We start from the raw sequence: 23,311 nt of genomic DNA, 5'->3' as shown, positions 1-23,311 counted from the left end.
GCGGGTGTCAGCCCTCCGCCGCCAGTGCCCGCACGTCGTTCGCGGGCACGTGCTCCCTCGGCACGTCGGCCCCCGGGATGCCGCCGACCGGCAGGCCGTGCACCGGCACCTCGTCCAACGGCCGCTCGTGCAGCGGCTGTTCGTGCACCGGCTGTTCGCGCACCGGCTGTGCGTGCACCACCGCTTCGGCCGGCGCGTCGTCGGCCGGGGCGATCCGCTGCGGGAGCAGACCGATGACGGCCTGCCGGTGCGCCTCGCTCGTCGCGTCGTCGTACGGGTCCGGGGTGGCCGGCACCTGGAGGCGGTGCACGGGTCCCGCGCCGAGCCGGGCGTACCCGCGCCCCGGCGGCACCTGCCGGGTGGGCGTGGTGTGCGGCGGCAGCCCGAGTACGTGCTCGAACTGGGCGGCGGGCGCGGGCCCGAGGGCGACCCGCGCGCGGGTGTGCTGCCGGACCGTGTCGCTCAGCGCGTCCACACAGTCGTACTGCTCGGCGACGACGACCGTGACCTGCGCCGCCCGTCCGTGCCGCAGCGGGATCTGGAGCAGGGCCTGCGGGTCCTCGCGCCCGTCGGCGGCGGCCAGATGACCCAGCACGCTCGGCCGGTCCAGCAGGATCCACAGGGGGCGCTTGATGTCCTCCGGCGGCGGGTGGCCCGCCTGCCGTGCGCGATTGGCCGCGATCAGCCGGCGCTCGGTCTCGTGCGCCGCCCACTCCAGGCTCGCCAGCGCGCCCGCGAGGCCGCATTCGACGGCGAGGACTCCGCTGCGGCCCGTCAGGCACGCGAACTCGCCGGTGCCGCCGCCCTCCACGATCAGGATGTCGCCCTGCTGGAGGCACTGGAGGGCGATCGACCGCAGCAGACTCGTGGTGCCGCTGCCGGGCTGCCCGACGACCAGCAGGTGCGGCTCGGTCGACCGGGGGCCCGTACGCCACACCACGGGCGGTTCGTCGCGCCGCCGCGTACCGTCGTCCACGGGGAGCGTGCGCTGCACACCGGTGGGGTCGGTGAAGCCGAGCACGATCTCTCCGGGCGCCGTGACGAAACGCTGGGCGGCGATGTCGGTGGGCAGCGGCGGCAGCACGCAGACCGTCAGCTCGTTGCCCTCCTCGTCCCAGTCGAAGCGGTACTCGCGGCCACGGCCCGACTTGGCGTGCAGCAACTGCTCGATCCGTGCGCGGCAGTCGGCCTCGCCGTCCGTGAAGTACGCCGGATAGCGCAGTACCAGCCGGGAGATCCGGCCCGCGTCGTCGAAGTCGTACGAGTCGAACGCCTTCTCCCAGTCGCCGCCGTGCGCGTACAGCGGACTGGGGTCTTCCGGGACGGAGAAGTACGGGACCAGCGACTCGTACAGCGTGGACAGCCGCTGGACCTGCGATTCGTCGGGGCCCGCAGGAGCGGTCGGGGTGCGGTCGCGCCCCTGCCAGGCCGCCGCGCCCATCAGGGTCACCAGGGCGAGCGTGGGCCCGTACGGGATGAGGACCACCACCAGGACCACCGAGGCCACCAGGAACAGGAGCGGTCCGCGCCGGTCCCTGGGGGTTTCGGCCCACTTGCGCCGCCCGGCGGTGGCCAGCCGGCGCAGTCCACGAGTGATCGTGATCAGTGGGTGGAGGACGTCGGTGGCGTTGTCGGCCGCCGTCCGCGCCAGCTCCCGGCTTCGGGCGATCTGTGCGCTGCCGTTGCTCAGAATGCCGTTGCTCAGAATGCGGGGGAGGGGGCGCCGGGCCACGTCTGTCTCCTGAAGGTCCGTACTGGGGGGAGGGGCGCGAGAGGGAGGGGCGTCAGAACTTGATGCCACCGAGCAGGCTCGCGAGGCTCGCGCTGCCCGCCTTGATGCTGGGCGCGATCGCCGTGCTCGCCAGGTAGAAGCCGAACAGCGCGCAGACCACCGCGTGCGACCCCTTGAGGCCGTCCTTGCGGAAGAAGAGGAACACGATGATTCCGAGCAGCACGACGCCTGAGATGGAGAGGATCATGTGGGGTTTCTCCTGGTCGGGTGGGGACAGTCACCATGAGTTCTTCCAGGCTCACAGGATGTATCCATACGATAAAAGGTGCAACCGGGTGTAATTCGGTAAATTTCGCCCGGATGGCGGGGGTGGGGGGAGTCGTACGGGTGTCCTCGGGTGTCCTCACCGACCGGAATACTTGCCTCCGACCCGCCCTGTCATGTGCCGGTGCGAGCAGTACCCTGGCGATTCACTCGTACGGCGCACGAAAGGTGGAACGGCCGATGAGCGAAGCCCCCGACCCGGAGGTTGTGGAGCTGGCGACCAAGATCTTCGATCTGGCGCGCCAGGGCGACGCCGACACGCTCGCGGCCTACGTCGACGCGGGTGTCCCGGCGAACCTCACCAACGACAGCGGCGACTCCCTGGTGATGCTCGCCGCCTACCACGGCCACGCCGACGCCGTCCGGGCCCTGCTGGCCCGTGGAGCCGAGCCGGACCGGGCCAACGACCGGGGGCAGACCCCGCTCGCGGGAGCCGTCTTCAAGGGTGAGGACGCCGTGATCCGAGCCCTGCTCGACGGCGGCGCCGACCCCACGACGGGCACGCCGTCGGCGGTCGACACGGCCCGCATGTTCGGCAAGGCAGAACTTCTGGAGCTGTTCGGTGCTTCTTGAGCACCCGCTCTGACCAGGTACGACGGGGGTGTACGAAATGTGGTCGCGGCAGCGAGAACCCCTGGTCCATCATGACCAGGAGGTTCACGTACGCGACGGCTGGGCAGGTGTTGCCGCACCGCGCGGGCCGTGAACAGCCCGGCACGGGCACCGACGAGAGGCAGAGGAAGATGGTCTACAGCAAGCAAGAGACGACGGGCGCCCCGACGTGTTGTCGCGTGACCTGGTAGTGCACGTCCCCCGGTTGCGTCGACGCTTGATGTGAGGCTGTTTCCCATGTTCGATTCGGTCATAGCGCCCAGCGGTACGCTGCTCGGCCTGCTCCAGCGGGGCCGCGGCGACGGCACACTGCACGCGCTCACCGCACCGCGGGCCGAAGCGCTCGCGGCACTGCACCACTGTGTCCTGCGCGATCCCCGCCACGACTGGCAGGTGGAGAACCGCTCCCTCTACTACGCCAGGCTCTATCTGGACCTGCACGGCGGCCTGGACGAGATCGAGCGGCATCTCTTCGACGCCGAGGACATCCTCGACACCGCCGAGAACCGTACCGGCCTCGCCCTGGCCGTACTCGGCCATCTCGCGTCCTACGGCAGGCGGGACGCCCTGCGCCTGCTGCGGCGGTACGCGGCCTCCGGCACCAACTGGGCCTGGGCGCTCGACGAACTCGCGCTGCGCGACGACGACCGCGGACTGCGCGCCCTCGCCGCCTCCGTACTCGCCCGGTTCCCCGCCGACGCCGAGGGCGACGCCGACCTGGCCGCCGCCGTCCGTGACGCCTTCGAGCCACGGCCCTGGCGGCTGTGGGCCGACGATCCGCGCCCCGCCGTCGGCGCGCGGGTGCGGGCCGCCCAGGAGCGCGGCTCCTTCGACCGCTGGCAGCGGCAGCTCAGTCCCACCGGACCGCGACCCGGCTGGAGCGTGCGCGCCGTCTTCGACTGGGCCGACGAGGGCATCGCGCGCGGGGCCGCGCTGCACGTCCCGGCCGCCCGCTGCCTGACCGCCGTCGCGGGACCCGAGGACCACGCCGAGATCGTGGACGCCGCCCGCAACGGCACCGACGGGGCCCGCGCCACCGCCATCCGCTATCTCGCCGACTCCCACGACCCCCAGGCGCTCGACCTCGTCGAGGCCGCCGTCACGTCACCGTCCGCGGGTGTCGTGGACGCCGCCGTCGCCGCGTTCGAACGGATGCGCAGTGTCGCCGCCGTGGAACGCGCCCGCGCGTGGGCGCGCAGGCCCGATGTGCTGGGCGCCGCGGCCGGCCGGATGCTCGCCTGCCGGGGCGGCACCCGCGACACCGAACTCGTCCTGGAGGCGCTGCGCGAGGCGGTACGCGGCGAGGGCCCGGACGCGGCGGGCCTGTGGACCCTTGTCGACGGCGCGGGACGCCTCGGCATCGTCTGCGCGGCGCCCGTGCTGCGCCATGTGTACCGCGAGACCGCCTCCTCCCATCTGCGCGGCCGTGCCGCACGCGCGCTGGCGGCCACCGACCCCTCCTTCCCCGCCGGATTCGCCGTCGAGTGCCTGTGGGACTGCGAGGAGACCACCCGGGAGATCGCCGCCCGGCACGCCGAGACCGGCGACGCGCGCGTGGTCGAACAGCTCCGGAGGCTGGCCGCCGATCCCGCCGAGGAGGACGAGGTACAGACCGCGGTCCGCAGCCGCATCGGACCGGACGCGCCGGCCGTGTAGCGAACCGTCGCCGGCGGGGGCGACCTCCGTGAGGTGTCGGCGTGGCGAGCCCCGTTCCCCGTGCGTGTGGTGGCCCGATCGCCGATGGTCTTGGCCGATTGGCCCCCGTAAGCCGATCGACGTGCCGTTTGGTCCTGGTGAGGGCCAACGCTCACGGGACGTTCCTCGCCTGGAAAGATCCACGTTGACGCGGGCACGTTCAGCACGACGACAACACCGGTATGCGTGTCGTCATCGTGACTGAATCCTTCCCCCCTGACGTCAACGGCGTGGCGCACTGCGCCCTCCAGACCGCTCGTCATCTGGTCGCCCGTGGACTCGAACCGCTCGTCGTCGCCCCGGCCACCGCGGCCGGGGCCGGGGACGACGCATCGGCGCCCTGCCCGGTCGTCCGCGTCCCGTCCCTTCCCCTCCCCGGCTATCCCCAGGTCAGGGTGGCACTCCCCAGCCGCCGCGTGGCCGCCGCACTCACCGAACACCGCGCGGACCTCGTGCACCTCGCCAGCCCCTTCGTCCTCGGCGTCCGGGGCATGGCCGCGGCGACCCGGCTGCATCTGCCCGCCGTCGCCGTCTACCAGACCGATCTGGCCGGATACGCGCGTACGTACATGGGTGCGGGCGAGGCCACCGCGTGGCGCCGCATCCGCGGCGTGCACAGCGCCGCCGACCGCACCCTCGCGCCCTCCACGGCCGCTCTGAAGGACCTGGAGGACCACGGGGTGCCCCGGGTCAGGCTCTGGCCGCGCGGCGTCGACACGGTCCGCTTCAAGCCGTCGCTGCGGGACGAGGCGCTGCGCCGCGAACTCGCCCCGAACGGCGAGATGATCGTCGGCTATGTCGGCCGGCTCGCCCCCGAGAAGCAGGTCGAACTGCTGGCCGGCGCCTGCCGTCTCGACGGCGTACGCGTCGTCGTCGTGGGCGACGGACCGAGCGGCGACGGACTGCGCGAGGCGCTGCCCGGCGCGGTGTTCCTCGGCCGCCGCACCGGCGACGACCTCGCCCGGATCTTCGCCTCGCTCGACGTGTTCGCGCACACCGGCCCCTTCGAGACGTTCTGCCAGACCGTGCAGGAGGCCATGGCCAGCGGAGTGCCGGTCGTCGCTCCGGCGGCGGGCGGCCCGCTCGACCTGGTCGACCACGGGCGGACCGGCTTCCTCGTGCCCCCGCGTGACGAGAACGCCGTACGCGACGCCGTACGCGCCTTTGCCGTCGACCCGGCGCTGCGGGCCGCGTTCGGCGCCGCGGGGCGCGCCACCGTCGAGGGCCGCACCTGGGCCGCCGTCGGCGACCAGCTCATCGACCACTACACCGATGTCCTCTCCTCCCGAACGGTGGTCGCCGCGTGAACGCCCGAGATGTCATGAGCACCGCAGGGGCCGGGTCGGGTGTCCCGGGCGAGTCCGGCAGGCCGCTGACCCTGGTGCGGCTCGCGAACTTCGTCGCCCCCTCGTCGGGCGGGCTGCGCACGGCCCTGCGCGAACTCGGCACCGGCTACCGCGCCGCGGGCCACGACCCCGTCCTGATCGTGCCCGGCGCGCGCTACGAGGAGCAGGACACCGAACAGGGCCGGGTCATCACCCTCCCGGGCCCGCTGCTGCCGGGCACCGGCGGCTACCGCGTCCTGACCGACCGGCGGCGCGTGACCCGCGTCCTGGAACGCCTCGCACCGGACCGCCTTGAGGTCTCCGACCGCACGACCCTGCGCTGGACGGGGGAGTGGGCGCGCCGGGCCCGGGTGCCCGCCGTCATGGTGTCCCACGAGACGGCCCACGGCGTGCTGCGCACCTGGGGCCTGTCCGAGGCGTCCGCCCGGCGGGCCGCCGACGCCCTCAACCGGCGCACCGCGCGCGCGTACGCACGCGTGGTGTGCACGACGGAGTGGGCCGAGCGCGAGTTCGTCCGCATCGGCGCCCGCAATGTCGTACGGGCACCGCTCGGCGTCGACCTGGAGCGCTGCCGTCCCGAGCTGCGGGACCCGGCGCTGCGCGAGCGCTACGCGCGCGTGGGCGAGGCGTTGCTCGTGATGTGCTCCCGGCTCTCCGTCGAGAAGCGGCCCGGGACCGCGCTGGACGCCCTCGAAGCGCTCCTCGCGCGCGGGCAGAAGGCCGTCCTGGTCGTCGCGGGTGACGGTCCGCTGCGCGGCCGGCTCGAACAGCGGGCCCAGGAGCGGCGGCTGCCCGTCACCTTCCTCGGCCATCTCAACGACCGCGCGACGCTGGGCGCGCTCCAGGCGAGCGCCGATGTGTGCCTGGCCCCGGGGCCTGCCGAGACGTTCGGGCTCGCCGCCCTGGAGGCGATGGCGTGCGGGACGCCGGTGGTCGCGAGCGCGTCGTCCGCGCTGCCCGAGATCGTCGGCGCCGCCGGAGCCACGGCCGCCGACACCGGGGACACCTTCGCGGACGCCGTGCAGGAACTCCTGGAGCGCTTCGAGCCGGAGCGCAGGGACGCGGCACGCGCGCGGGCGGAGTGCTTCGGCTGGAGCACGGCCGTGGAGGCGTTCCTGACGGCCCATGACGCGCCGGTACGGGTCATGGAGGCACCCGTGACCGGTGCGGGGGTCCGGCCGGAACCGGGGGCGCGGGGGGACGCGGTATGAGACCCGTGCGGTTCGTCGCGCTGGGCGACTCGCTCACCGAAGGGGTGGGCGATCCGCTCGGCGACGGGTGGCGTGGCTGGGCCGCGCTGCTCGCCGAAGGGCTCGGCACGGCCGGGGCGCCCGCCGAGTTCCGCAATCTGGCGGTCAGCGGGGCGCAGACCCGGGACGTCCTGGAGCGGCAGACACCGGACGCGCTGGAACTGGAGCCCGATGTGGTGTCCGTCGTCGTCGGCGTGAACGACACCTTGCGCTGCACCTTCGACATCCACGCCGTGGCGTCCCGTCTGGACGCGGTGTACGCGCGCTTCGCGGACCGGGGCACCACCGTGCTCACCGCCTGCCTGCCCGACCCGGGGGCGATGCTCGGTCTTCCCGGCGCGCTCGCCCGCCCCCTCGCACGGCGGCAACGGGCCGTCAACACCGTCGTGCACGCCCTGTCCGAGCGGTACGGCGCGGTCCATCTGCACGCGGCCGAAGGCGCCTGGCTCACCGACCGCGCGATGTGGAGCGCGGACCGGCTGCACCCCGGTGAACGCGGCCACCGGCAGCTCGCTGTGCGCTTCCACGCCCTGCTGGCCGCCGAGGGCGTCGCGACCGGCACGGCGCCTCCCGCCGAGCCCGAACTGCCGCCTCCCACACGGTCCGCGAGCCTGCTGTGGCTCGCCACCGCGGGCACCGGATGGGTGGCCCGCCGCTGCACCGATCTGCTGCCGCAGCTGCTGACCCTCGCGGCGGACGAGATGCGGCATCGCGCGCGGGGCACCAGCGCCCGCCTCGATCTGCGGGCTTCGCACGCGGTGGCGCAGGCGCTGGCGGCGCTGACACCGGCGGACCAGCCGGAGGCGGCGTGACGCCTCTGAGGCCGCTCCGTCAGCCATACCGACGCCGTCAGCTCTGTCGGCTCCGGGCGCGCCGTGCGGGGCGTGCAGGGCGTGCGGGGCGTCCGGTGGCGATGAACCGTACCGGTGTCCCCGGCACCGCCTGCGCCGCCGCCGACAGGTCCGTCTCGCGGACGACCGCGACCACCGGGTAGCCGCCGGTGGTCGGGTGGTCGGCGAGGAACACCACCGGGTGCCCGTCCGGTGGGACCTGTACGGCGCCCAGGACCAGGCCCTCACTGGGCAGCTCCCCGTGCACGGCCCGCTCCAGGGGTGGCCCGTCCGTGCGCAGACCGATGCGGTTGCTCGCCGACGACACGCGGTACGCGCGCGAGGTGAGCGTACGGACGGCCCGTTCCGTGAACCAGGCGTCCCGCGGGCCGAGCGTCACCCGCAGCACCAGCTCCGCCGGGGGGCCGGGCTGCGGAACGGCATCCACGCGCGCGGGGACACCGCGCGCCGCACCGATCGGAAGGACCGTCCCGTCGGCGAGGGGAGCGGGTCCCAGGCCCGAGAGCAGATCCGTCGACCGGCTCCCGAGCACGGGCTCCACGGCGACACCGCCCGCGAACGCGACATAGCCGCGCACCCCCGCCACGGCCGGCCCGATGTCGAGCAGCGCCCCGGCCGGTACGCGTACGGGCGCGCCGAAGGGCACCGGGCGGCCGTCGACCGACACGGCGGACGGTGCGCCGCCGACCGCGACGGTCAGCGCGCACCGGGGGCGTACGGCACAGCCGTTGAGGGTCGTCTCCAGGACGGCGGCGTCCGGGGAGTTGCCGACGAGCCGGTTGACGAGGGCCGCCGCGGGCGCGTCCAGCGCTCCGGAGCGCGGCACCCCCAGATGGGCGTGGCCCGGCCGCCCCCGGTCCTGCACGGTCGTCAGCGCGCCCGCCCGGACGACCAGGACGGCACGGTCCGTCACGCCAGCGCCTCCGGTACGGAATCCGGTACGCACTCGGGTACGTACTCGGGTACGGACACCGCCGCGTACTCCGGTACGCGTGCCGGTACGAAGCGGACCCGCGCCCCGGGCGCCAGAAGCGCGGCGGGTACGCGCGCGGGGTCCCACAGCACGGCGTCCGTCGTCCCGATGAGCTGCCAGCCGCCCGGCGACGACCGCGGATACACGCCCGTGTACGGCCCGGCAAGGGCGACCGAGCCGGCCGGGACCGCGGTCCGGGGCGTGGCCCGGCGCGGCACGTCGTACCGTTCCGGCAGCCCCGTCAGATAGCCGAATCCCGGCGCGAAACCGCAGAAGGCGACGCGGAATTCGGCCGCCGAGTGGACGCGTACGACCTCGTCCGTGCCGACGCCCCACAGCGCGGCGACCTCCGCGAGGTCCGGGCCGTCGTACCGCAGCGGGATCTCGACGACGTCCCCCGCGTGCGCGCGCGGGGGCGGCACCTCCCACGACGGCAGTTCGGCGGCGAGCCCGCACGGGTCGTCCAGCCCGTCGAGGAGCACCGTGCGCGCCGCCGGGACGATCTCCCGTACGCGCAGGGTCCCGGCGGAGCGGCGGCGCAGCAGCTCCGCGTGCAGGGCCTGCGCGGCGTCCCCGCTGTCGAGTTCCACCAGCAGGGCCCGGTCGCCGACCGGCAGCGGTCTCATGCGAACGCCTCCACCCGGACCCCGGCGGCCTCCAGGCGCGCGCGCACGCGTGCCGCGAGTCCGACCGCGCCCGGGGTGTCGCCGTGCAGACACAGCGAGCGGGCCCGTACGGGAATCTGCTGGCCGTCGTGCGCGGTGACCGTGCCGAACCGGGCGATGCCCAGGGACCGTTCGGCCACCGCCTCCGGATCCGGGATCACCGCCCCTTCCGTGCCGCGCGGCACCAAGGTGCCCCCGGGGGTGTACGCGCGGTCCGCGAACGCCTCCGTGACGACCGGCAGCCCGGCCTTTCCGGCGACTTCGAGGAACCGCGATCCGGGCAGCCCGAGCACCGGCAGCGAGGCGTCCGCGAGGAGCACCCCGTCGACCACCGCGCGGGCCTGGTCCTCGTCGTGCACGATCCGGTTGTAGAGCGCGCCGTGCGGCTTCACATAGGCCACGCGCGTGCCCGCCGCGCGCGCGAAGACCTCCAACGCGCCGATCTGGTACGCCACTTCCGCCGCCAGTTCGTCCGGCGGCACGTCCATCGCGCGCCGCCCGAAGCCGGCCAGGTCGCGATAGGAGACCTGGGCGCCGACGCGTACCCCGCGCGCGGAGGCCAGCTCGCACACCCGTCGCATGGTGGACGCGTCGCCCGCGTGGAAGCCGCAGGCCACATTGGCGCTGGTGACGACGGACAGCAGTTGTTCGTCGTCGGTGAGCGTCCAGCGGCCGAAGCCCTCGCCGAGGTCGGCGTTGAGATCGATGGAGGCTGCGGTCATGGCCATGGCCCTGGCACCTTCCCGGTCAGGCCGCGACGCGGTACTGCTCGTCGCGGGCGTCGGTGATGAACATCTGCCCCGGCGCGTGCGTGATCGCGAACGGTGGCCTGGAGGCCATGACCACCGCCTGCGGGGTCACCCCGCACGCCCAGAACACCGGGATGTCACCGGGCTCGGCGGCCACCGGGTCCCCGAAGTCGGGGCGCCTCAGATCCGCGATGCCGAGCCCGGCCGGGTCCCCGCAGTGCACGGGGCTTCCGTGCACCGCGGGCAGCATCGCACTCTCCCTGATCGCCGCCGACAGGTGCTCGGGCGGCACCGGGCGCATCGACACGACCATCGGCCCGTGCAGCCGCCCCGCGGGCCGGCAGCGGCGGTCGGTGACGTACATCGACACATTGCGGCCCTGCTCGATGTGGCGCAGCGGGACGCCCGCCCCGGCGAGCGCCCACTCGAAGGTGAAGCTGCACCCGATGAGGAACGACACCAGGTCGTCGCGCCAGTGGTCGCGGGCGTCCGTGGGTTCGGCGACCAGGGTGCCGTCGCGCCATATGCGGTACCCCGGCAGATCGGTGCGCAGATCGGCACCGCGCGCGAGGGGGGTGGTCCACGCACCGGCGTCGGTGACGTCCAGCACGGGACACGCCTTCGGGTTGCGCTGGCAGAACAGCAGCATGTCGTACGCCCAGTCCGCCGGTACCGCGATCAGGTTGGCCTGGGTGTGGCCCGCCGCGTGTCCGGCGGTCGGCCCGGTGAGTCCCGCGCGGAACCGCGCGCGTGCCTCGGCGGGACTCCACTCGCGCGCGTGGGCGCCGTTGACGCCCTTCAGGTCTGTCACGTGGACGGTTCGCTCCTTCGTACGGTTCACAGCAGCTCCCTCCCCCGGGTCTCGGGCAGTCCGAACAGGGCGAGCACGGCGAGGGCATACCCCAGCGCGCCGAAGATCAGCGCCCCGCCGACACCCCAGCTGTCGGCGAGGAACCCCACGAGCGTGGGGAATATGGCACCCACCGCACGGCCCGTGTTGTACGTGAAGCCCTGACCCGTCCCGCGTACGGCGGCCGGATACAGCTCGCTCAGGAACGATCCGAAGCCGCTGAAGATCGCCGACATGCAGAAGCCGAGCGGGAATCCGAGCACCAGGAGCACGGTGTTCGCGCCGCTGGGGATGTTCGTGTACGCGAGGATCGCGGCGGCGGACAGGAACGCGAACAGGGTGATGTTCCGTTTGCGGCCCAGCTTGTCGGTGAGGTAGCCGCCCGTCAGATAGCCGAGGAACGCGCCCGAGATGAGGAACGTGAGATAGCCGCCCGTACCGACGACGGAGAGACCGCGCTCCGACTTGAGGTACGTGGGCACCCAGGTGGCCAGTGTGTAGTAGCCGCCCTGCACACCGGTGGAGAGCAGCACCGCGAAGAACGTCGTACGCAGCAGCCCCGGCCGGGCCGCCGTGCCCCGCCGGAAGATCGCCCCGAACGAACCCTTCTCCGGGCTGCTCTGCCGCTCCAGGGCCGCGCCGGGCGCGTCCTGCACATGGCGGCGCACATAGATCACGAGCAGCGCGGGCAGGGCGCCGGTCCAGAACATCACGCGCCAGGCGAGGTCCGCGTCGAGGAGTTGGAACACCAGCGTGTACACGATCGCGGCCAGCCCCCAGCCGACCGCCCAGGAACTCTGGATCGCGCCGAGCGTCCGGCCGCGGTGCTTGGCGCTCGCGTACTCGGCGACCAGGATCGCGCCGACGGCCCACTCGCCGCCGAAGCCGAGACCCTGGAGCGCGCGGAAGACCAGCAGCGTCTCGTAGTTGGGCGCGAAACCGCAGGCCACGGTGAACACGGCGTAGGTGATCACCGTGATCATCAGGGCCTTGACCCGGCCGATGCGGTCCGCGAGGACGCCCGCCACCGCGCCGCCGATCGCGGACACCACCAGCGTGACCGTCGTGAACAGCCCGGTCTGGCCGCTGCTCAGCCCGAAGTAGGCCGCCAGCGCGACCATGCTCAGCGGCAGCGTGAAGTAGTCGTACGAGTCCAGCGCATAGCCGCCGAACGCACCGGCGAACGCGCGCCTGCCGCGCGGCCCGAGGGCGCGCAGCCAGCCGAACGCGCCGTCGTCGCCGGCGGGTTCACCCGGGGCGTGACCGGTGCCGGCCTTCAGGGTCCCGGACGGGGGAGTCGTGCTCATGTGCACCTCGCAGTACTCGCGGAGCGGTTGGGGGACGGAGGGTGCGGAGGTTCTGAGCCGTGCGGAGGTTCTGGGTGGCGCGGAGGTTCTGGGCCGTGCGGACTTGCCGTTTCGCCAAGGTAGAGGATCGTTGAACGATCCCTCAATACCCATGTTGTTTCGTTCTTGTATCTGCGGTTGAATTCCGGACATGGCAGAACTGACCGGCCTCGCCGACGACCGCGCACTCCTGGGCCGCACCAGCACCGCCGAGCGGGTGGCCGACATCCTCCGGAGCCGGATCGCCGAGGGGTACTTCCCGCCCGGGACCCGGCTCTCCGAGGACAGCATCGGCGGCGCCCTCGGCGTCTCCCGCAACACCCTGCGCGAGGCGTTCCGGCTGCTCACCCACGAACGGCTCCTCGAACACCAGCTCAACCGGGGCGTGTTCGTCCGCATCCTGAGCATCGAGGACGTCGAGGACATCTACCGCACCCGCAGGCTCGTCCAGTGCGCGGTCGTCCGGGGCCTCGGCCGGCCGCCGTACGCCGTGGACGGCCCCGCCGCCGCCGTCGCGGAGGGCCGGGAAGCGGCGTCCGAAGGCGACTGGAAGGGCGTGTCGACCGCCAACATCCACTTCCACCGGGAACTCGTCGCCCTCGCCGGCAGCGAACGCACCGACGAACTCATGCGCAGCGTCTTCGCCGAACTGCGCCTCGCCTTCCACGTGGTGGACGACCCGCAGTCGCTGCACGAGCCCTACCTCGCCCGCAACCACCGCATCCTGGAGACCCTTCAGGCCGGCGAGGGCGCCGAGGCCGAACAGCTGCTCGCCACCTACCTGGACGACTCACGACGGCAGATGGTCGAGGTGTACGGGCAGCGCGTCGCGGACGCGGAGCAGACGGACGGGTGACGGCGCCTGACTGATCCGCCCCGCCCCGCCCCGCCTGCGACCTCGGTCGTCCGCCAGCGGGCTCCGGCGGCGGGCGCCCGGCGGTCGCTTCTGCGTCGTTTCGACCGTTGTCAGACCGAGGACCTAGTCTGTTCAGCGTGACTTCGCCTGCATCGACGGACTCAGCTCCGCCCCAGCTCAGCGCGGGGCCGCGGCCCGCCCTGGGCCCGGCCGCCGACGAGGGACTGGCGCGGCGGCTGCGCGCGCTCGCCTGCACCGCCCCGCTGCACGACCTGGACGTACGCAAGGCGAATCTCGCGGGCGAGTACTCGGTGTACGGCATGGCGGAGGTCGCCCTGTCCGCCATCGACCTGGTCACGCTCCACATGGACTTCGACACCGGCGCCGACCACGAGCAGATAGTGTCCCGGCTGATCCCACGCGTGGCCGCCCAGGCCCCGATCCGCCCGAGCGAGGAGCACGAGCGCGTCGCCCGCTGGGTCCTGGAGAACCTGATCAACGTCGGCAGCGTCGACCGGGGCTTCCGCGCGGTGTACGGCACCTTCGCACCGGACGGCAGCTATGTCCGCCGTGACTACGACTTCAAGCTGATCGAAGAGGTCCCCGGCTATGGCGGAGGGGTCTATCTCCGGACCACCGACGAAGCCGTCAACGTCCTGGTGGGCGCCCTCGACACCGATGTGACCAGTGCGCAGATCGCCGCCGAGGTCAAGCTGGAGGTGCTGATCAGCCGCGGTCGGCTCGCCGACGCCCAACTCGCCGCCGAACAGGCCCGCTACCGCACGGTGCAGTACTCCGAGACCCTGCGCCGCGCCCTGGACGCGACCCGGCGCAATGTCCGCGCGGTGGACTGGCTGCACACCGTCCCCGACATGATCACCGAGGCCCTGGACCATGTCGCCGACCGCTATCGCCACGAGAACGCGATCCTGACCAACATCCGCAAGGCCCGCGACGAGTCCGAGGACCCCGAGCACAAGCGCCGCGCGGCCGAACTGGTCGACATCGTCAAGGACTGCATCCGCCGCCACACCCAACTGCAGTCCCGGCTCCTCGAAGCGGGCCCCCTGTTCCGCGCCGAACAGGACCGGCAGGCGTTCGCGGCACCCTCCGCGCGCGCGGGCCTCGATCTCTACGGACAGCTCGTCGCCCCGCTCCTGCCGCTCCCCGTCGCGCGCGCGATCCGGGTCACGGACGCCTTCTTCGCGCGCGGGACGGGCCTGCGGACCCCCGTGTCCGTACGGGTCGGCGACCTGGTCGACCTGTTGCTGACGCCCCCGCTGGAGCGGGAACACCTCGGCGCCGAGATGCCCGAGCCGGACCTGATCGCCACCCCCGACGACAGCCGGTTCAGCGAGGACCAGCTCGCCCGCGCCACCGAACTCCTCGACCTGCCCGCCGACGCGCCCCGCCGGCTCTCCGGACTGCTCGCCGAGGCCCGCCGCGGCGACCCCGAACTGCCGTATCTCGTCGCCCTTCTGGCGGTCCACGCGGCCAGCCCGCCCGTCGGCACCGCCTACCGCCAGGGCGAGCAGAATCTCCTCTTCGCCGTCGACGACGGCACCGAGCTGGACGACCCCGAATTCGGCGGCGCGGACCTCATCGTCGGCAAGGCCCTGCTCGACGCGGCGGGGATGGCCGCCGGACGGACGGAGACCGCATGACCGCGGGAGAGGGAGCGCGCCTGACCGCGCACGGGGCGGCGCCCGCGACCCCGTACGACCGGGCGCACATGACGCCGTACGACAGAGCGCACATGATCGCGTACGGACGACACCTGACGACGACCAAGGAGCAGCAGCCGTGAGCGACGACCACGCAGACACCGCCGCGTGGAGCGAGCCGGACGACCGGCAGGCGCCCGCGGCCCCGGCACCCGTCACCCCGGCCGACGCCGCCGACGCCGCGCGGCTCGTCGCCTTCGGCCTCCAGCCGAAGCTCCAGCCCGCCCGCGACGCCGAGTACACCGAGCTGCTGCGCCGCTACCGCGAGGACCCCCCGTTCGCCCGGCTCGCCGACGCCGTCGCCACCGGGCTCGGCCTGATCGTCCTGGAGGTCTCCCCGCGCGCGGGGATGGCCGTCACCGCCGCCGAGGACTCCGTCTTCGCCGTCCGCATGGGGGACTACGCGCGGCGGGCGTCCGCCGACTCCACCGACCGCTTCCTGCACGGGCTCGCCCATCTCGCCGTGGCCGCCCTGGCGTTCCCAAGACCCGAGGACCTCGCCGACGACGGCTACATCGGCCGCGTCACGGTCAACGGCGTCGACGGCTTCGTACGCCAGGCCTGCCGCAGGCTGGAGGAGCGCGCCGAGGAGCAGGGCGAGAACACCGACCCGGCGACCGACGCACCCGGCCTCGAAGCGGCCTGGCGGATCTGGGCCCGGCGCAGCTCCACCGGCGCCACCAAGGACGCCCGCCGACTCGCCGGTTCCACCACCGGAATCGTCGGCAAGGCCGCCGCCTTCCTCACCGAGTCGGGCTTCCTCCAGCGCACCGGCGACGACGCGGGCGGTACGTACCGGACGACCGCGCGTTATCAGTTGCAGGTCCGCGACATGGCGGGCAGCGCCGCCATGACCGAACTCCTCGACCTGGGGGTGGTACCGGTGACCGACGGCACGGCGACGCTGCTGCCCGCCGACGACACCGACGACCTGGAGCTGGTGGCCGACGCCGGACTGCCCTTCCACTCCTGACCCCCGGCCCACCACCCCCACCACCGTCGAACACGGCCTTCGAAGACCGCCTTCGAACACCGACGACTTGTCGAAGACTGAGAGTCCGCCGCCATGTACGAGCTGTCCCGGGTCCGCCTCTACTCCATCGGGCCGGCCGGTGCGCGCTACGCCGACACCGTGCTGGACCTGCGTGGCGTGGGCACCGCCGTGCCCCACCCCGCGCCCGCCCAGGCGGAGTTCTTCGCGGAGGAGCCCGTAGGACCGCCCCGCCGCCCGGCCCCCGCGGGCGTGCTCTTCTTGGAGAACGGCGGCGGCAAGTCCGTCCTCCTCAAGCTGATCTTCTCCGTGATGCTGCCCGGTCACCGCAACACCCTGGGCGGGGCCAGCTCGGGCGTGCTGCGGAAGTTCCTGCTCGCCGACGACTGCGGACATGTCGCCCTGGAGTGGCAGCACACCCTGACCGGCGAGTGCGTCGTCGTCGGCAAGGTCAGCGAATGGCGGGGCCGCCAGGTCTCCAACGACCCCCGGAAGTTCGCCGAGGCCTGGTACTCGTTCCGCCCCGGACCCGGGCTCAGCCTCGACAACCTCCCCGTCGCCGAGTCCACCGCCGTACGCCCGCCGGTCGAGGGCGCCTCCGGTGCGCAGGGCCGCCGCCGGACCATGAAGGGCTTCCGGGACGCCCTCACCGACGCCGGCAAGGCGTACCCGCACCTCGACGTGCACTGGGAGGAGATCCACGAGCGGTGGACCGAACACCTCGGCGACCTCGGACTCGACCCCGAACTCTTCCGCTACCAGCGCGAGATGAACGCCGACGAGGGTGAGGCCGCCGGACTCTTCGCCGTCAAGAAGGACTCCGACTTCACCGACCTGCTGCTACGGGCGGTCACCGACACGCGCGACACCGACGGACTCGCCGACCTGGTCGGCGGATTCGGCAACAAGCTGGGCCGCCGCGCCGAACTCATCGCCGAACGCGACTTCACCGCGGGCTCCGTCGACCTCCTGGGCCGCATCGTCGACGCCGCCGACGCACGCTCCCGCGCGCGGGACATCCACGGCGCCGCGGAGCGCCGCACCCGCACCCTCGCCCGCCGGCTGTCCGCCCGGGGCGGCGAGGAGCGCCACCGCGCCGCCGACCTCGCCCAGCAGGTCACGGCCGCCGCGCACACCGTCACCCGGGCCGAGCAGGACCGCGGCCACACCGCCCTGATCGCCGCCGAACTGGCGTACCGGCACGCGTCCCTGGCGCTCGCGGGCGCCGAGAAGGCCGCCGCCGCGCAGAAACGGGAGTTGGCCGACGCCCGCACCCTGTACGCGGCGTGGCAGGCCGCCGAAGCCGTGCTGCGGCACCGGGCCGCCGCCGACCGCTCCGCGCGCGTGGCCGTCGCCATCCGCGAGGCCGAGCGCGACGCGGCCCCCGCGCTCGCCGCCCGCGCCAAGGCCGCCGCCGATCTCGTCCGCGCCCTCCAGGCCGCCGCCGGCGATGCCGAAGGGCTCGCGAACGAGGGCGAGGAGCGCTCCGCGACCCTCCAGGAGGCCGGGGAGGCCGCCCACCGGGACGCCACGGCCGCCGCCACCGAGGCCCAGCGCGCCCGCAGCGAGGCCGGGCATCTGCGCCAGCGCCTCACCGAGGTCGAGCAGGAGACCGCCGAGGCAGTCCGCGCGGGCTGGCTCGACGACGCCGCACCCGACGCCGACCCGGCGCGGGCCGCGCTCGCCGCCAGCGACGCGGAGAAGTCCGCCGTCGCCGCCTGGGACACCGCGCGCGAGGCGTCCCACCGCGCCGCCGAACGCGCCCGCGAGACCGCCGCCACCGAGGCCCGCGCCGAACTGACAGCCGCGCGCGCGGCCGACGCGGCGAGCGCCGCACAGCGGGCGTACGAGGGCGAGGTGCACACCGCCGCGTCCCTCGCGCGCGAGGAGCGCCTCGCGGAACTGCTCAACCTGCCGGGGGCGTCGGCGCAGGCGGACTCCGGCGCTCGGGCGGACGCTCGTGTCCGGGCGGACACGGGTGCTCGGGGGGACGCCGGTGCTCGGGGTGACTCCGGTGTGCCGCAGCCCCGCGTCGACCCCGGGACCGACCGCCCGGACGCCGAAGGGGCCACCCGCCCCCACCGCCCCACCGCCGCCCCGGACGACCGAACCCCTTCCGACGGCCCCCTCACCCCCGAAGAACTCGACCGGGCCGCCGACGACCTCAAGCGCCTCCTGGACGACGGAGTCACCGCCGCCGAACGGCAGTTGTTCGAGCTGCGCACCGCAGCCGCCGACGACTCCCGGATCCTCGGCGCGCTCGGCGACGGCGGACTCCTGCCCCCGGGACCCGATGTCCTGGCCACCGTCGAGTACCTGGGGGAGCACGGCATCCCCGCCCTGCCCGGCTGGCGCTACCTCGCCCAGGCCGTCGACCCCACCGACCACGCGCGCGTGCTCGCCGCCAGGCCCGAACTGGTCGACGGCGTGATCATCACCGACCCCGACTCGCACGCGCGCGCCCGCGAGAGCCTCGGCAACGCCGCGCTGCTGCCGCGCTCCGCCGTCGCCGTGGGCACGGCCGCCGCCCTGCTCGCCCCCACCCCGGCACCGGGGACGGGCGAAGGCAGGGGCGAGGTGTTCCTCGTACCGCCGAACCCGGCCATGCACGACGAGCACGCCGCCGACGAGGAGCGGCAGGCGCTGCGCACGCGCGCGACCGAGCGCGACGAGGACATCCGCGCGCTCGCCGCCCGGCTCGCCAAGGACCGGGAGCTGGCGGCGCGCCTGGCCTCCTGGCGCGGCGGCTGCCCGGCGGGACGGCTCACCGAACTCGTCACCACCGCGCGCGAGGCGCACGCCTTCGCGGAAGCCGCCGAGGCCGAGCTGGTGGAGGCGCGGACCGCGCGCGTGGAGGCCGACGAGGTCGCCGCCGAGGCCGCGCGGGTGCGCGAGGAGCGGCAGGACGCCGCCCAGCGCGCGCGGCGCGCGGCCGACGCGCTCGCCGGGCTCGCGTTCCGGCTGCGCGAGCGAGCCGGCTGGCAGGTGCGACTGCGGGAACTCGCCGACGAGGCCGTCGAGTCGGAGGCCCGCGCCCAGTCCTGCCTGGACCGCGCCCGCGCGGCCGACGAGGACCGCCGCGCCGCCCAGCGCGCGGCGGACGACGCCCGCCGTACCGCCCGTACCCTGCGCGCCGAGCGCGCCGAGATCGCGGGCGCGCCCGACGACGTACCGGAGACCCACGGCACACCCGGCGACACAGCGGAGGCGCCCGCTCCGGCACCGCGTCCGTCGCTGCCCGCGCTCCGCGAGGCGTACCGCGCCGCGTCGCAGCTGTACGAGAAGGTCGGCGTCGGCGCCGATCTGAGGGCCGAGCAGGCGCGGGCCGAGAGCGACGAGAGCGCGGCGGTCGCCGAAATGGACCGGCTCAGCAACAAGGTGCGTACGCGCGCCGCCCAGCTCCTGGAGTCCCCGGACGGCGCCGACGGGCCCTCGCGGCAGGCGGCAGCCGCGCGCGCGGAGGAGCTGATGCAGCTCCTGGAGACCCGGGTGTCGACCGCCAGCGAGCAGCTCGGCCGGCTGCGCGGCGAGGCCGAGCGGCACGCGCCCGAGGACGGCGAGGCCCACACCGAACTGCCCGATGACGCCCTCCCCAAGGACGTCGAGCACGCCCAGGCGCTGCTGCGCACCGCGACCGGTGAACTGGCCGCGCGCACCGAGGCGCTGGGCGCGGCACGCGACGCGCACGCGCATCTCCTCCAGGCGCACCGCGCGGCCGAGGACGGCGCCGGCGGCTTCGACGAGACGGCGGCCCTGTTGCGGGACCTGCTCCGCGACCACCAGGACGCCGAGGCCGCGGCGGGCGCCCAGGCCCCCGAGCCGTACCCCGGCGGCCTGGAGGAGGCCCGGCGTGCCGCCGCCGAGACCCGGCGCTCGCTGCGCGGCTGCGCCGCCGACCTGTCCGCCGCCGAGGCGTCCGTGCGCGAGGCGAGCGACGTGCTCGTCCGGCACGCCAACGCCACCCGGTACGAGCAGGTCCGCACCCCCGCCCGCCAGCAGATCCGCGAGCTGCCCGCGTCCGCCCTGCCGGAGCACGCGCAGAAGTGGGCCGACGCCTTCGCGCCCCGACTGCGGGTGCTGACCGACGAGTTGGCGCAGCTGGAGCGCAACCGCGGTTCGATCGTGGACCGGCTGCGCGGCCTCGTCGAATCCGCGCTGGCCACGCTCCGGTCCGCCCAGCGGCTGTCACGGCTGCCGGAAGGGCTCGGCGAGTGGTCGGGGCAGGAGTTCCTGCGGATCCGGTTCGAGGAGCCCGACCAGGCGACCCTGACCGAACGGCTCGGCGAGGTCGTGGACGAGGCCACGCGCGCGGCCGTGCGCAAGAACTCCGACATGCGGCGCGACGGCATGTCGCTGCTGCTGCGCGGGGTCGCCGCCGCGCTCCAGCCGCGCGGGATCTCCGTCGAGATCCTGAAGCCGGACGCCGTCCTGCGCGCCGAGCGGGTCCCCGTCGGACAGATGGGCGACGTGTTCTCCGGCGGCCAGCTCCTCACCGCCGCCATCGCCCTGTACTGCACGATGGCCGCCCTGCGGTCGAACGACCGGGGCCGCGACAAGCACCGCCACGCGGGCACCCTGTTCCTCGACAATCCGATCGGCCGCGCCAACGCCACGTATCTGCTGGAGCTTCAGCGGGCCGTGTCGGACGCGCTCGGGGTGCAGCTCCTGTACACGACCGGGCTGTTCGACACGACGGCGCTCGCCGAGTTCCCGCTGGTCATCCGGTTGCGCAATGACGCCGACCTGCGCGCGGGGCTGAAGTACATCAGCGTCGAGGAGCACCTGCGCCCGGGGCTCCCGCAGCAGGCCCCGGACGAGGAGACGGTGCACGGCGAGATCACCGCGACCCGGATGTACAAGCGGCCGGCCGCGACCGCCTGACGACGTTACGGCGAGGCCGTCCGTGCGGCGGCGTCCCCGAGCGCCCGGACCACCCAGGTGTGGAAGGCGCCGATGTGGTGCTCGCTGGGGACGAGCACCCCGCCGTGGCGGTAGGCGCGGGACGACATCGCGGGCTGGGTGCGCTCACAGGCCGCGAAGTCCTGCTCGTTGACCCGGTGGAACAGCTCCACGGACTTCGACAGATCGGCGCCGGACGCGACGACCTCGCGCGCGTACAGCCAGTCGCACTCGACCACCGTACGGTCGGCCGCGAGCGGGAACATCCGGTGCACGATCACATGGTCGGGTACGAGGTTGACGAACACCGTCGGCTTCACGGTGATCGCGTAGTAGCGCCGGTCCTGGTCGTCCGTGACCTCCGGCAGCTTCCCGAAACCCGCGCTGCCGTCCACGGTGAAACCCTCCACCCCGGCCGCGAACTCGGCGCCGTGGCCCACGTAGTACTGCGCCGCATAACCGTCCGCGAACTCCGGCAGCACCTCGGTGAGTTCGGGGTGGATCGTCGCGCAGTGGTAGCACTCCATGAAGTTCTCGACGATCAGCTTCCAGTTCGCCCGTACGTCATAGGTGACGCGCCTGCCGAGCGCGAGATCCTGCGCGCGGTAGCGTTCGACGGACGCGGCGTCGCCCAGGCGTTCGACGGCCGCGCCTTGCACCGTTTCATCGAACGACGGCGGTTCGTCCGCGAGACACACCCAGGCATAGCCCAGCCACTCCCGCAGCTCCACGCCGATCAGCCCGTAGGCGACGCGGTCGACGTCCGGCATCCGCACCAGGTGGGGCGCCGCGACGAGCCGGCCGTCCAGACCGTACGTCCATGCGTGGTACGGGCATTGGAGGGTGCGGCGGACCTCGCCGGACTCGGCGACGCAGAGCCGGGCGCCCCGGTGCCGGCAGACGTTGAGGAAGGCCCGCAGTTCACCGGCGCGGTCACGGGTCACGAGGACGCTCTCGCGGCCGACCTGAACCGTCCGGTAGGCGCCCGGCTTGGCGAGATCGGCGGAGCGTACGGCGCAGAACCAGCCGGATTCGAAGATCTGTTCCTGTTCCTGGCGGAAGATCTCCGGGTCCGTGTACCACCGGCCGGGGAGGGTGGCGATGAGGCTCGGGGCTCCGGTGGAGGCGGGAGGGGTGGTCACGTGGGGACTCCTAGGCGGACGGCGGACGTGTCGAAGTCGGGTTGCGGTGTCGCGGCCCGCGAGGGGCGCGGGGGACTGCGCGGCCAGCCACGGACGGCCCGCGGCGGACCTGCCCGGCAGATCTAGCGCGGCGGACCTACCGCGGTTCCAACGGAGCGCATCGCTGCGGGTCGAACAGGTCGATGGGGTGCCGGGTGGAGCCGTCCAGGGCGAGATCGGCCGCGATCTCCCCGACGACGGGCACGAACTTGAACCCGTGCCCCGAGAACCCGCAGGCGACGGTCACGGACCCGGGATGCGCGGGGTGCCGGGCGATCACGAAGTGTTCGTCGGGAGTGTTCGAGTACATGCAGGTGGCGGCCTTGAGGAAGGTGCCGGGGAGCGACGGGATCCGGCCGGACATGGCGGCGGCCATCGCGGCGACCTCGTCGTCGTGCACGGTCCGGTCGATGGTCTCCGGGGTGCAGACGGCTCCGCCCTTGCGGAAGAAGGCCACCTTCGCGCCGAGATCAGGTCCGTCGATCGCCGGGAACCCGTACACCTGCACCCCGTCCGCGTCCTCCCAGATGTAGATCGGATGTCGCTCCGGCACGAAGGGCGCGGTGCCTCCGGCCGGCTGGAACCAGTACATGACCTGCCGCTCGATCGTGATCGGCACCCCGAGGTCGGCCAGCAGCCGGGGCGCCCACGCGCCGGGGCAGATCACCAACTGGCCGGCCGTGTAGGTGTCGTCGGGCGTGTGCACGCGCACCCCGTCGCGATACGGCGTCCAGTGCGTCACCGGCTCCTGGAAGTGCAGGTCGGCGCCCTGACGTGTGGCCAGTTGAAGGTGCGCCGCCACGGTGTTCTCGGGCCTGAGCAGCCCCGCGCGCGCCTCGTACAGCGCCACTTCGTCGTCCCGGGGCGTCAGCGTCGGGAAACGGCGGCGGATCTCGGGGGCGTCGAGCAGTTCGTGCGGCAGGTCCCATCGGCGGGCCGAGAGCAGCGATCCGGCGACGGTCCGCGACTCGGGGCGCCCCACCATCACCCCGCCGCACAGCGTGGCCACCTCGCGTCCGGTGTCCCGCTCCACCTGCTCGTACAGCTCGTACGCGCGCAGCAGCAGGGGGACGTACGCCGGGTCTTCGAAGTACGACTGCCGGGTGATCCGCGAACCCCCGTGGCTGGAGCCCTTGCTGTGGACCGGGCCGAACTTCTCCAGGCCGAGGACGCGGGCCCCGCGCGCGGAGAGATGGTGCGCGGCGGCACTGCCCATGCCGCCGAGGCCGATCACGATCACGTCGTACGTCGGGGACACCAGGGCTCC

The 23,311-nt window shown here is 73.8% G+C and carries 19 protein-coding genes; 10 read left to right on the top strand and 9 right to left on the bottom strand.

What is annotated here, in order from left to right; all coding sequences use genetic code 11:
- Positions 1-7: 7 nt before the first annotated feature.
- Positions 8-1,732: a hypothetical protein gene (locus tag ACIQNU_RS22450; protein WP_401369144.1), complete on the bottom strand. Its 1,725-nt coding sequence runs from the start codon at positions 1,730-1,732 to the stop codon at positions 8-10.
- A 52-nt stretch (positions 1,733-1,784) separates the two neighbouring features.
- Entirely contained in the window at positions 1,785-1,979 is a 195-nt protein-coding gene (locus tag ACIQNU_RS22445; RefSeq protein WP_401369142.1) for a hypothetical protein, read from the bottom strand.
- A gap of 257 nt (positions 1,980-2,236) precedes the next feature.
- Between ACIQNU_RS22445 and ACIQNU_RS22440 the strand changes: the two genes are divergently transcribed.
- The 5 genes from ACIQNU_RS22440 to ACIQNU_RS22420 all read left to right on the top strand — a co-directional run bounded on the left by ACIQNU_RS22440 (position 2,237) and on the right by ACIQNU_RS22420 (position 7,771).
- Positions 2,237-2,629, top strand: coding sequence for an ankyrin repeat domain-containing protein (locus tag ACIQNU_RS22440; protein WP_401369140.1), 393 nt, complete (start codon positions 2,237-2,239; stop codon positions 2,627-2,629).
- Between the two features lie 276 nt (positions 2,630-2,905).
- Positions 2,906-4,324, top strand: coding sequence for a HEAT repeat domain-containing protein (locus ACIQNU_RS22435; protein ID WP_401369137.1), 1,419 nt, complete (start codon positions 2,906-2,908; stop codon positions 4,322-4,324).
- A gap of 221 nt (positions 4,325-4,545) precedes the next feature.
- Positions 4,546-5,670, top strand: a complete 1,125-nt coding sequence (locus ACIQNU_RS22430; RefSeq protein ID WP_401369134.1) for a glycosyltransferase family 4 protein — start codon at positions 4,546-4,548, stop codon at positions 5,668-5,670.
- A 14-nt stretch (positions 5,671-5,684) separates the two neighbouring features.
- Positions 5,685-6,920 (top strand): glycosyltransferase, encoded by a 1,236-nt coding sequence (locus tag ACIQNU_RS22425; protein ID WP_401369131.1) that lies wholly within the window; start codon positions 5,685-5,687, stop codon positions 6,918-6,920.
- Positions 6,917-7,771 carry an SGNH/GDSL hydrolase family protein gene (locus tag ACIQNU_RS22420; protein WP_401369128.1) on the top strand — a complete coding sequence of 285 codons (855 nt, stop codon included), beginning with the start codon at positions 6,917-6,919 and terminating at the stop codon, positions 7,769-7,771. Before ACIQNU_RS22425 ends, ACIQNU_RS22420 begins: the two co-directional genes overlap by 4 nt.
- A 37-nt stretch (positions 7,772-7,808) precedes the next feature.
- Here ACIQNU_RS22420 and ACIQNU_RS22415 read toward each other — a convergent pair whose 3' ends face one another.
- Genes ACIQNU_RS22415 through ACIQNU_RS22395 form a run of 5 tightly spaced genes read right to left on the bottom strand, consistent with a single transcriptional unit; the run spans position 7,809 to position 12,354 of the window.
- Entirely contained in the window at positions 7,809-8,723 is a 915-nt protein-coding gene (locus ACIQNU_RS22415) for a biotin-dependent carboxyltransferase family protein (protein ID WP_401369125.1), read from the bottom strand.
- The gene (pxpB, locus tag ACIQNU_RS22410; protein ID WP_401369123.1) at positions 8,720-9,409 is read right to left on the bottom strand and encodes a 5-oxoprolinase subunit PxpB; all 690 of its coding nucleotides are present in this window, start codon (positions 9,407-9,409) and stop codon (positions 8,720-8,722) included. Before pxpB ends, ACIQNU_RS22415 begins: the two co-directional genes overlap by 4 nt.
- Positions 9,406-10,170, bottom strand: coding sequence for a LamB/YcsF family protein (locus ACIQNU_RS22405; protein WP_401369900.1), 765 nt, complete (start codon positions 10,168-10,170; stop codon positions 9,406-9,408). Before ACIQNU_RS22405 ends, pxpB begins: the two co-directional genes overlap by 4 nt.
- A 25-nt stretch (positions 10,171-10,195) precedes the next feature.
- Positions 10,196-11,038 carry a putative hydro-lyase gene (locus tag ACIQNU_RS22400; protein WP_401369120.1) on the bottom strand — a complete coding sequence of 281 codons (843 nt, stop codon included), beginning with the start codon at positions 11,036-11,038 and terminating at the stop codon, positions 10,196-10,198.
- Entirely contained in the window at positions 11,035-12,354 is a 1,320-nt protein-coding gene (locus ACIQNU_RS22395) for an MFS transporter (protein ID WP_401369117.1), read from the bottom strand. Before ACIQNU_RS22395 ends, ACIQNU_RS22400 begins: the two co-directional genes overlap by 4 nt.
- A gap of 190 nt (positions 12,355-12,544) precedes the next feature.
- Between ACIQNU_RS22395 and ACIQNU_RS22390 the strand changes: the two genes are divergently transcribed.
- The 5 genes from ACIQNU_RS22390 (at position 12,545) to ACIQNU_RS22370 (ending at position 20,845) form a co-directional block, all read left to right on the top strand.
- A complete protein-coding gene (locus ACIQNU_RS22390) occupies positions 12,545-13,249 on the top strand; it encodes a GntR family transcriptional regulator (RefSeq protein WP_401369115.1) in 705 nt (234 codons plus the stop codon).
- 137 nt (positions 13,250-13,386) lie between these two features.
- On the top strand, positions 13,387-14,913 hold the full coding sequence (locus ACIQNU_RS22385) for a hypothetical protein (protein ID WP_401369112.1): 1,527 nt from the start codon (positions 13,387-13,389) through the stop codon (positions 14,911-14,913).
- Entirely contained in the window at positions 14,910-15,056 is a 147-nt protein-coding gene (locus tag ACIQNU_RS22380) for a hypothetical protein (RefSeq protein ID WP_401369110.1), read from the top strand. Before ACIQNU_RS22385 ends, ACIQNU_RS22380 begins: the two co-directional genes overlap by 4 nt.
- Positions 15,053-15,946, top strand: coding sequence for a hypothetical protein (locus tag ACIQNU_RS22375; RefSeq protein ID WP_401369107.1), 894 nt, complete (start codon positions 15,053-15,055; stop codon positions 15,944-15,946). The genes ACIQNU_RS22380 and ACIQNU_RS22375 overlap by 4 nt, the downstream gene beginning before the upstream one ends.
- Before the next feature lie 93 nt (positions 15,947-16,039).
- On the top strand, positions 16,040-20,845 hold the full coding sequence (locus ACIQNU_RS22370; protein WP_401369104.1) for a hypothetical protein: 4,806 nt from the start codon (positions 16,040-16,042) through the stop codon (positions 20,843-20,845).
- A 5-nt stretch (positions 20,846-20,850) separates the two neighbouring features.
- Here the strand turns inward: ACIQNU_RS22370 and ACIQNU_RS22365 are convergent, their stop codons facing one another.
- Positions 20,851-22,005 carry an aromatic ring-hydroxylating dioxygenase subunit alpha gene (locus ACIQNU_RS22365; RefSeq protein ID WP_401369101.1) on the bottom strand — a complete coding sequence of 385 codons (1,155 nt, stop codon included), beginning with the start codon at positions 22,003-22,005 and terminating at the stop codon, positions 20,851-20,853.
- A 136-nt stretch (positions 22,006-22,141) separates the two neighbouring features.
- Entirely contained in the window at positions 22,142-23,302 is a 1,161-nt protein-coding gene (gene solA, locus ACIQNU_RS22360; protein ID WP_401369098.1) for an N-methyl-L-tryptophan oxidase, read from the bottom strand.
- Between the last annotated feature and the right edge of the window lie 9 nt (positions 23,303-23,311).

Source organism: Streptomyces sp. NPDC091292 (assembly GCF_044757265.1).
GTDB lineage: Bacteria > Actinomycetota > Actinomycetes > Streptomycetales > Streptomycetaceae > Streptomyces.
Note: the sequence above shows the minus strand (reverse complement) of the source record. Positions and strands in the feature narration are given on the sequence as shown.

Coding starts and splice junctions, on each gene's coding strand:
- ACIQNU_RS22445 (WP_401369142.1), bottom strand. CDS start 1,979: ATGATCCTCTCCATCTCAGGCGTCGTGCTGCTCGGAATCATCGTGTTC.
- ACIQNU_RS22440 (WP_401369140.1), top strand. CDS start 2,237: ATGAGCGAAGCCCCCGACCCGGAGGTTGTGGAGCTGGCGACCAAGATC.
- ACIQNU_RS22435 (WP_401369137.1), top strand. CDS start 2,906: ATGTTCGATTCGGTCATAGCGCCCAGCGGTACGCTGCTCGGCCTGCTC.
- ACIQNU_RS22430 (WP_401369134.1), top strand. CDS start 4,546: ATGCGTGTCGTCATCGTGACTGAATCCTTCCCCCCTGACGTCAACGGC.
- ACIQNU_RS22425 (WP_401369131.1), top strand. CDS start 5,685: ATGAGCACCGCAGGGGCCGGGTCGGGTGTCCCGGGCGAGTCCGGCAGG.
- ACIQNU_RS22420 (WP_401369128.1), top strand. CDS start 6,917: ATGAGACCCGTGCGGTTCGTCGCGCTGGGCGACTCGCTCACCGAAGGG.
- pxpB (WP_401369123.1), bottom strand. CDS start 9,409: ATGAGACCGCTGCCGGTCGGCGACCGGGCCCTGCTGGTGGAACTCGAC.
- ACIQNU_RS22405 (WP_401369900.1), bottom strand. CDS start 10,170: ATGACCGCAGCCTCCATCGATCTCAACGCCGACCTCGGCGAGGGCTTC.
- ACIQNU_RS22395 (WP_401369117.1), bottom strand. CDS start 12,354: ATGAGCACGACTCCCCCGTCCGGGACCCTGAAGGCCGGCACCGGTCAC.
- ACIQNU_RS22390 (WP_401369115.1), top strand. CDS start 12,545: ATGGCAGAACTGACCGGCCTCGCCGACGACCGCGCACTCCTGGGCCGC.
- ACIQNU_RS22380 (WP_401369110.1), top strand. CDS start 14,910: ATGACCGCGGGAGAGGGAGCGCGCCTGACCGCGCACGGGGCGGCGCCC.
- ACIQNU_RS22370 (WP_401369104.1), top strand. CDS start 16,040: ATGTACGAGCTGTCCCGGGTCCGCCTCTACTCCATCGGGCCGGCCGGT.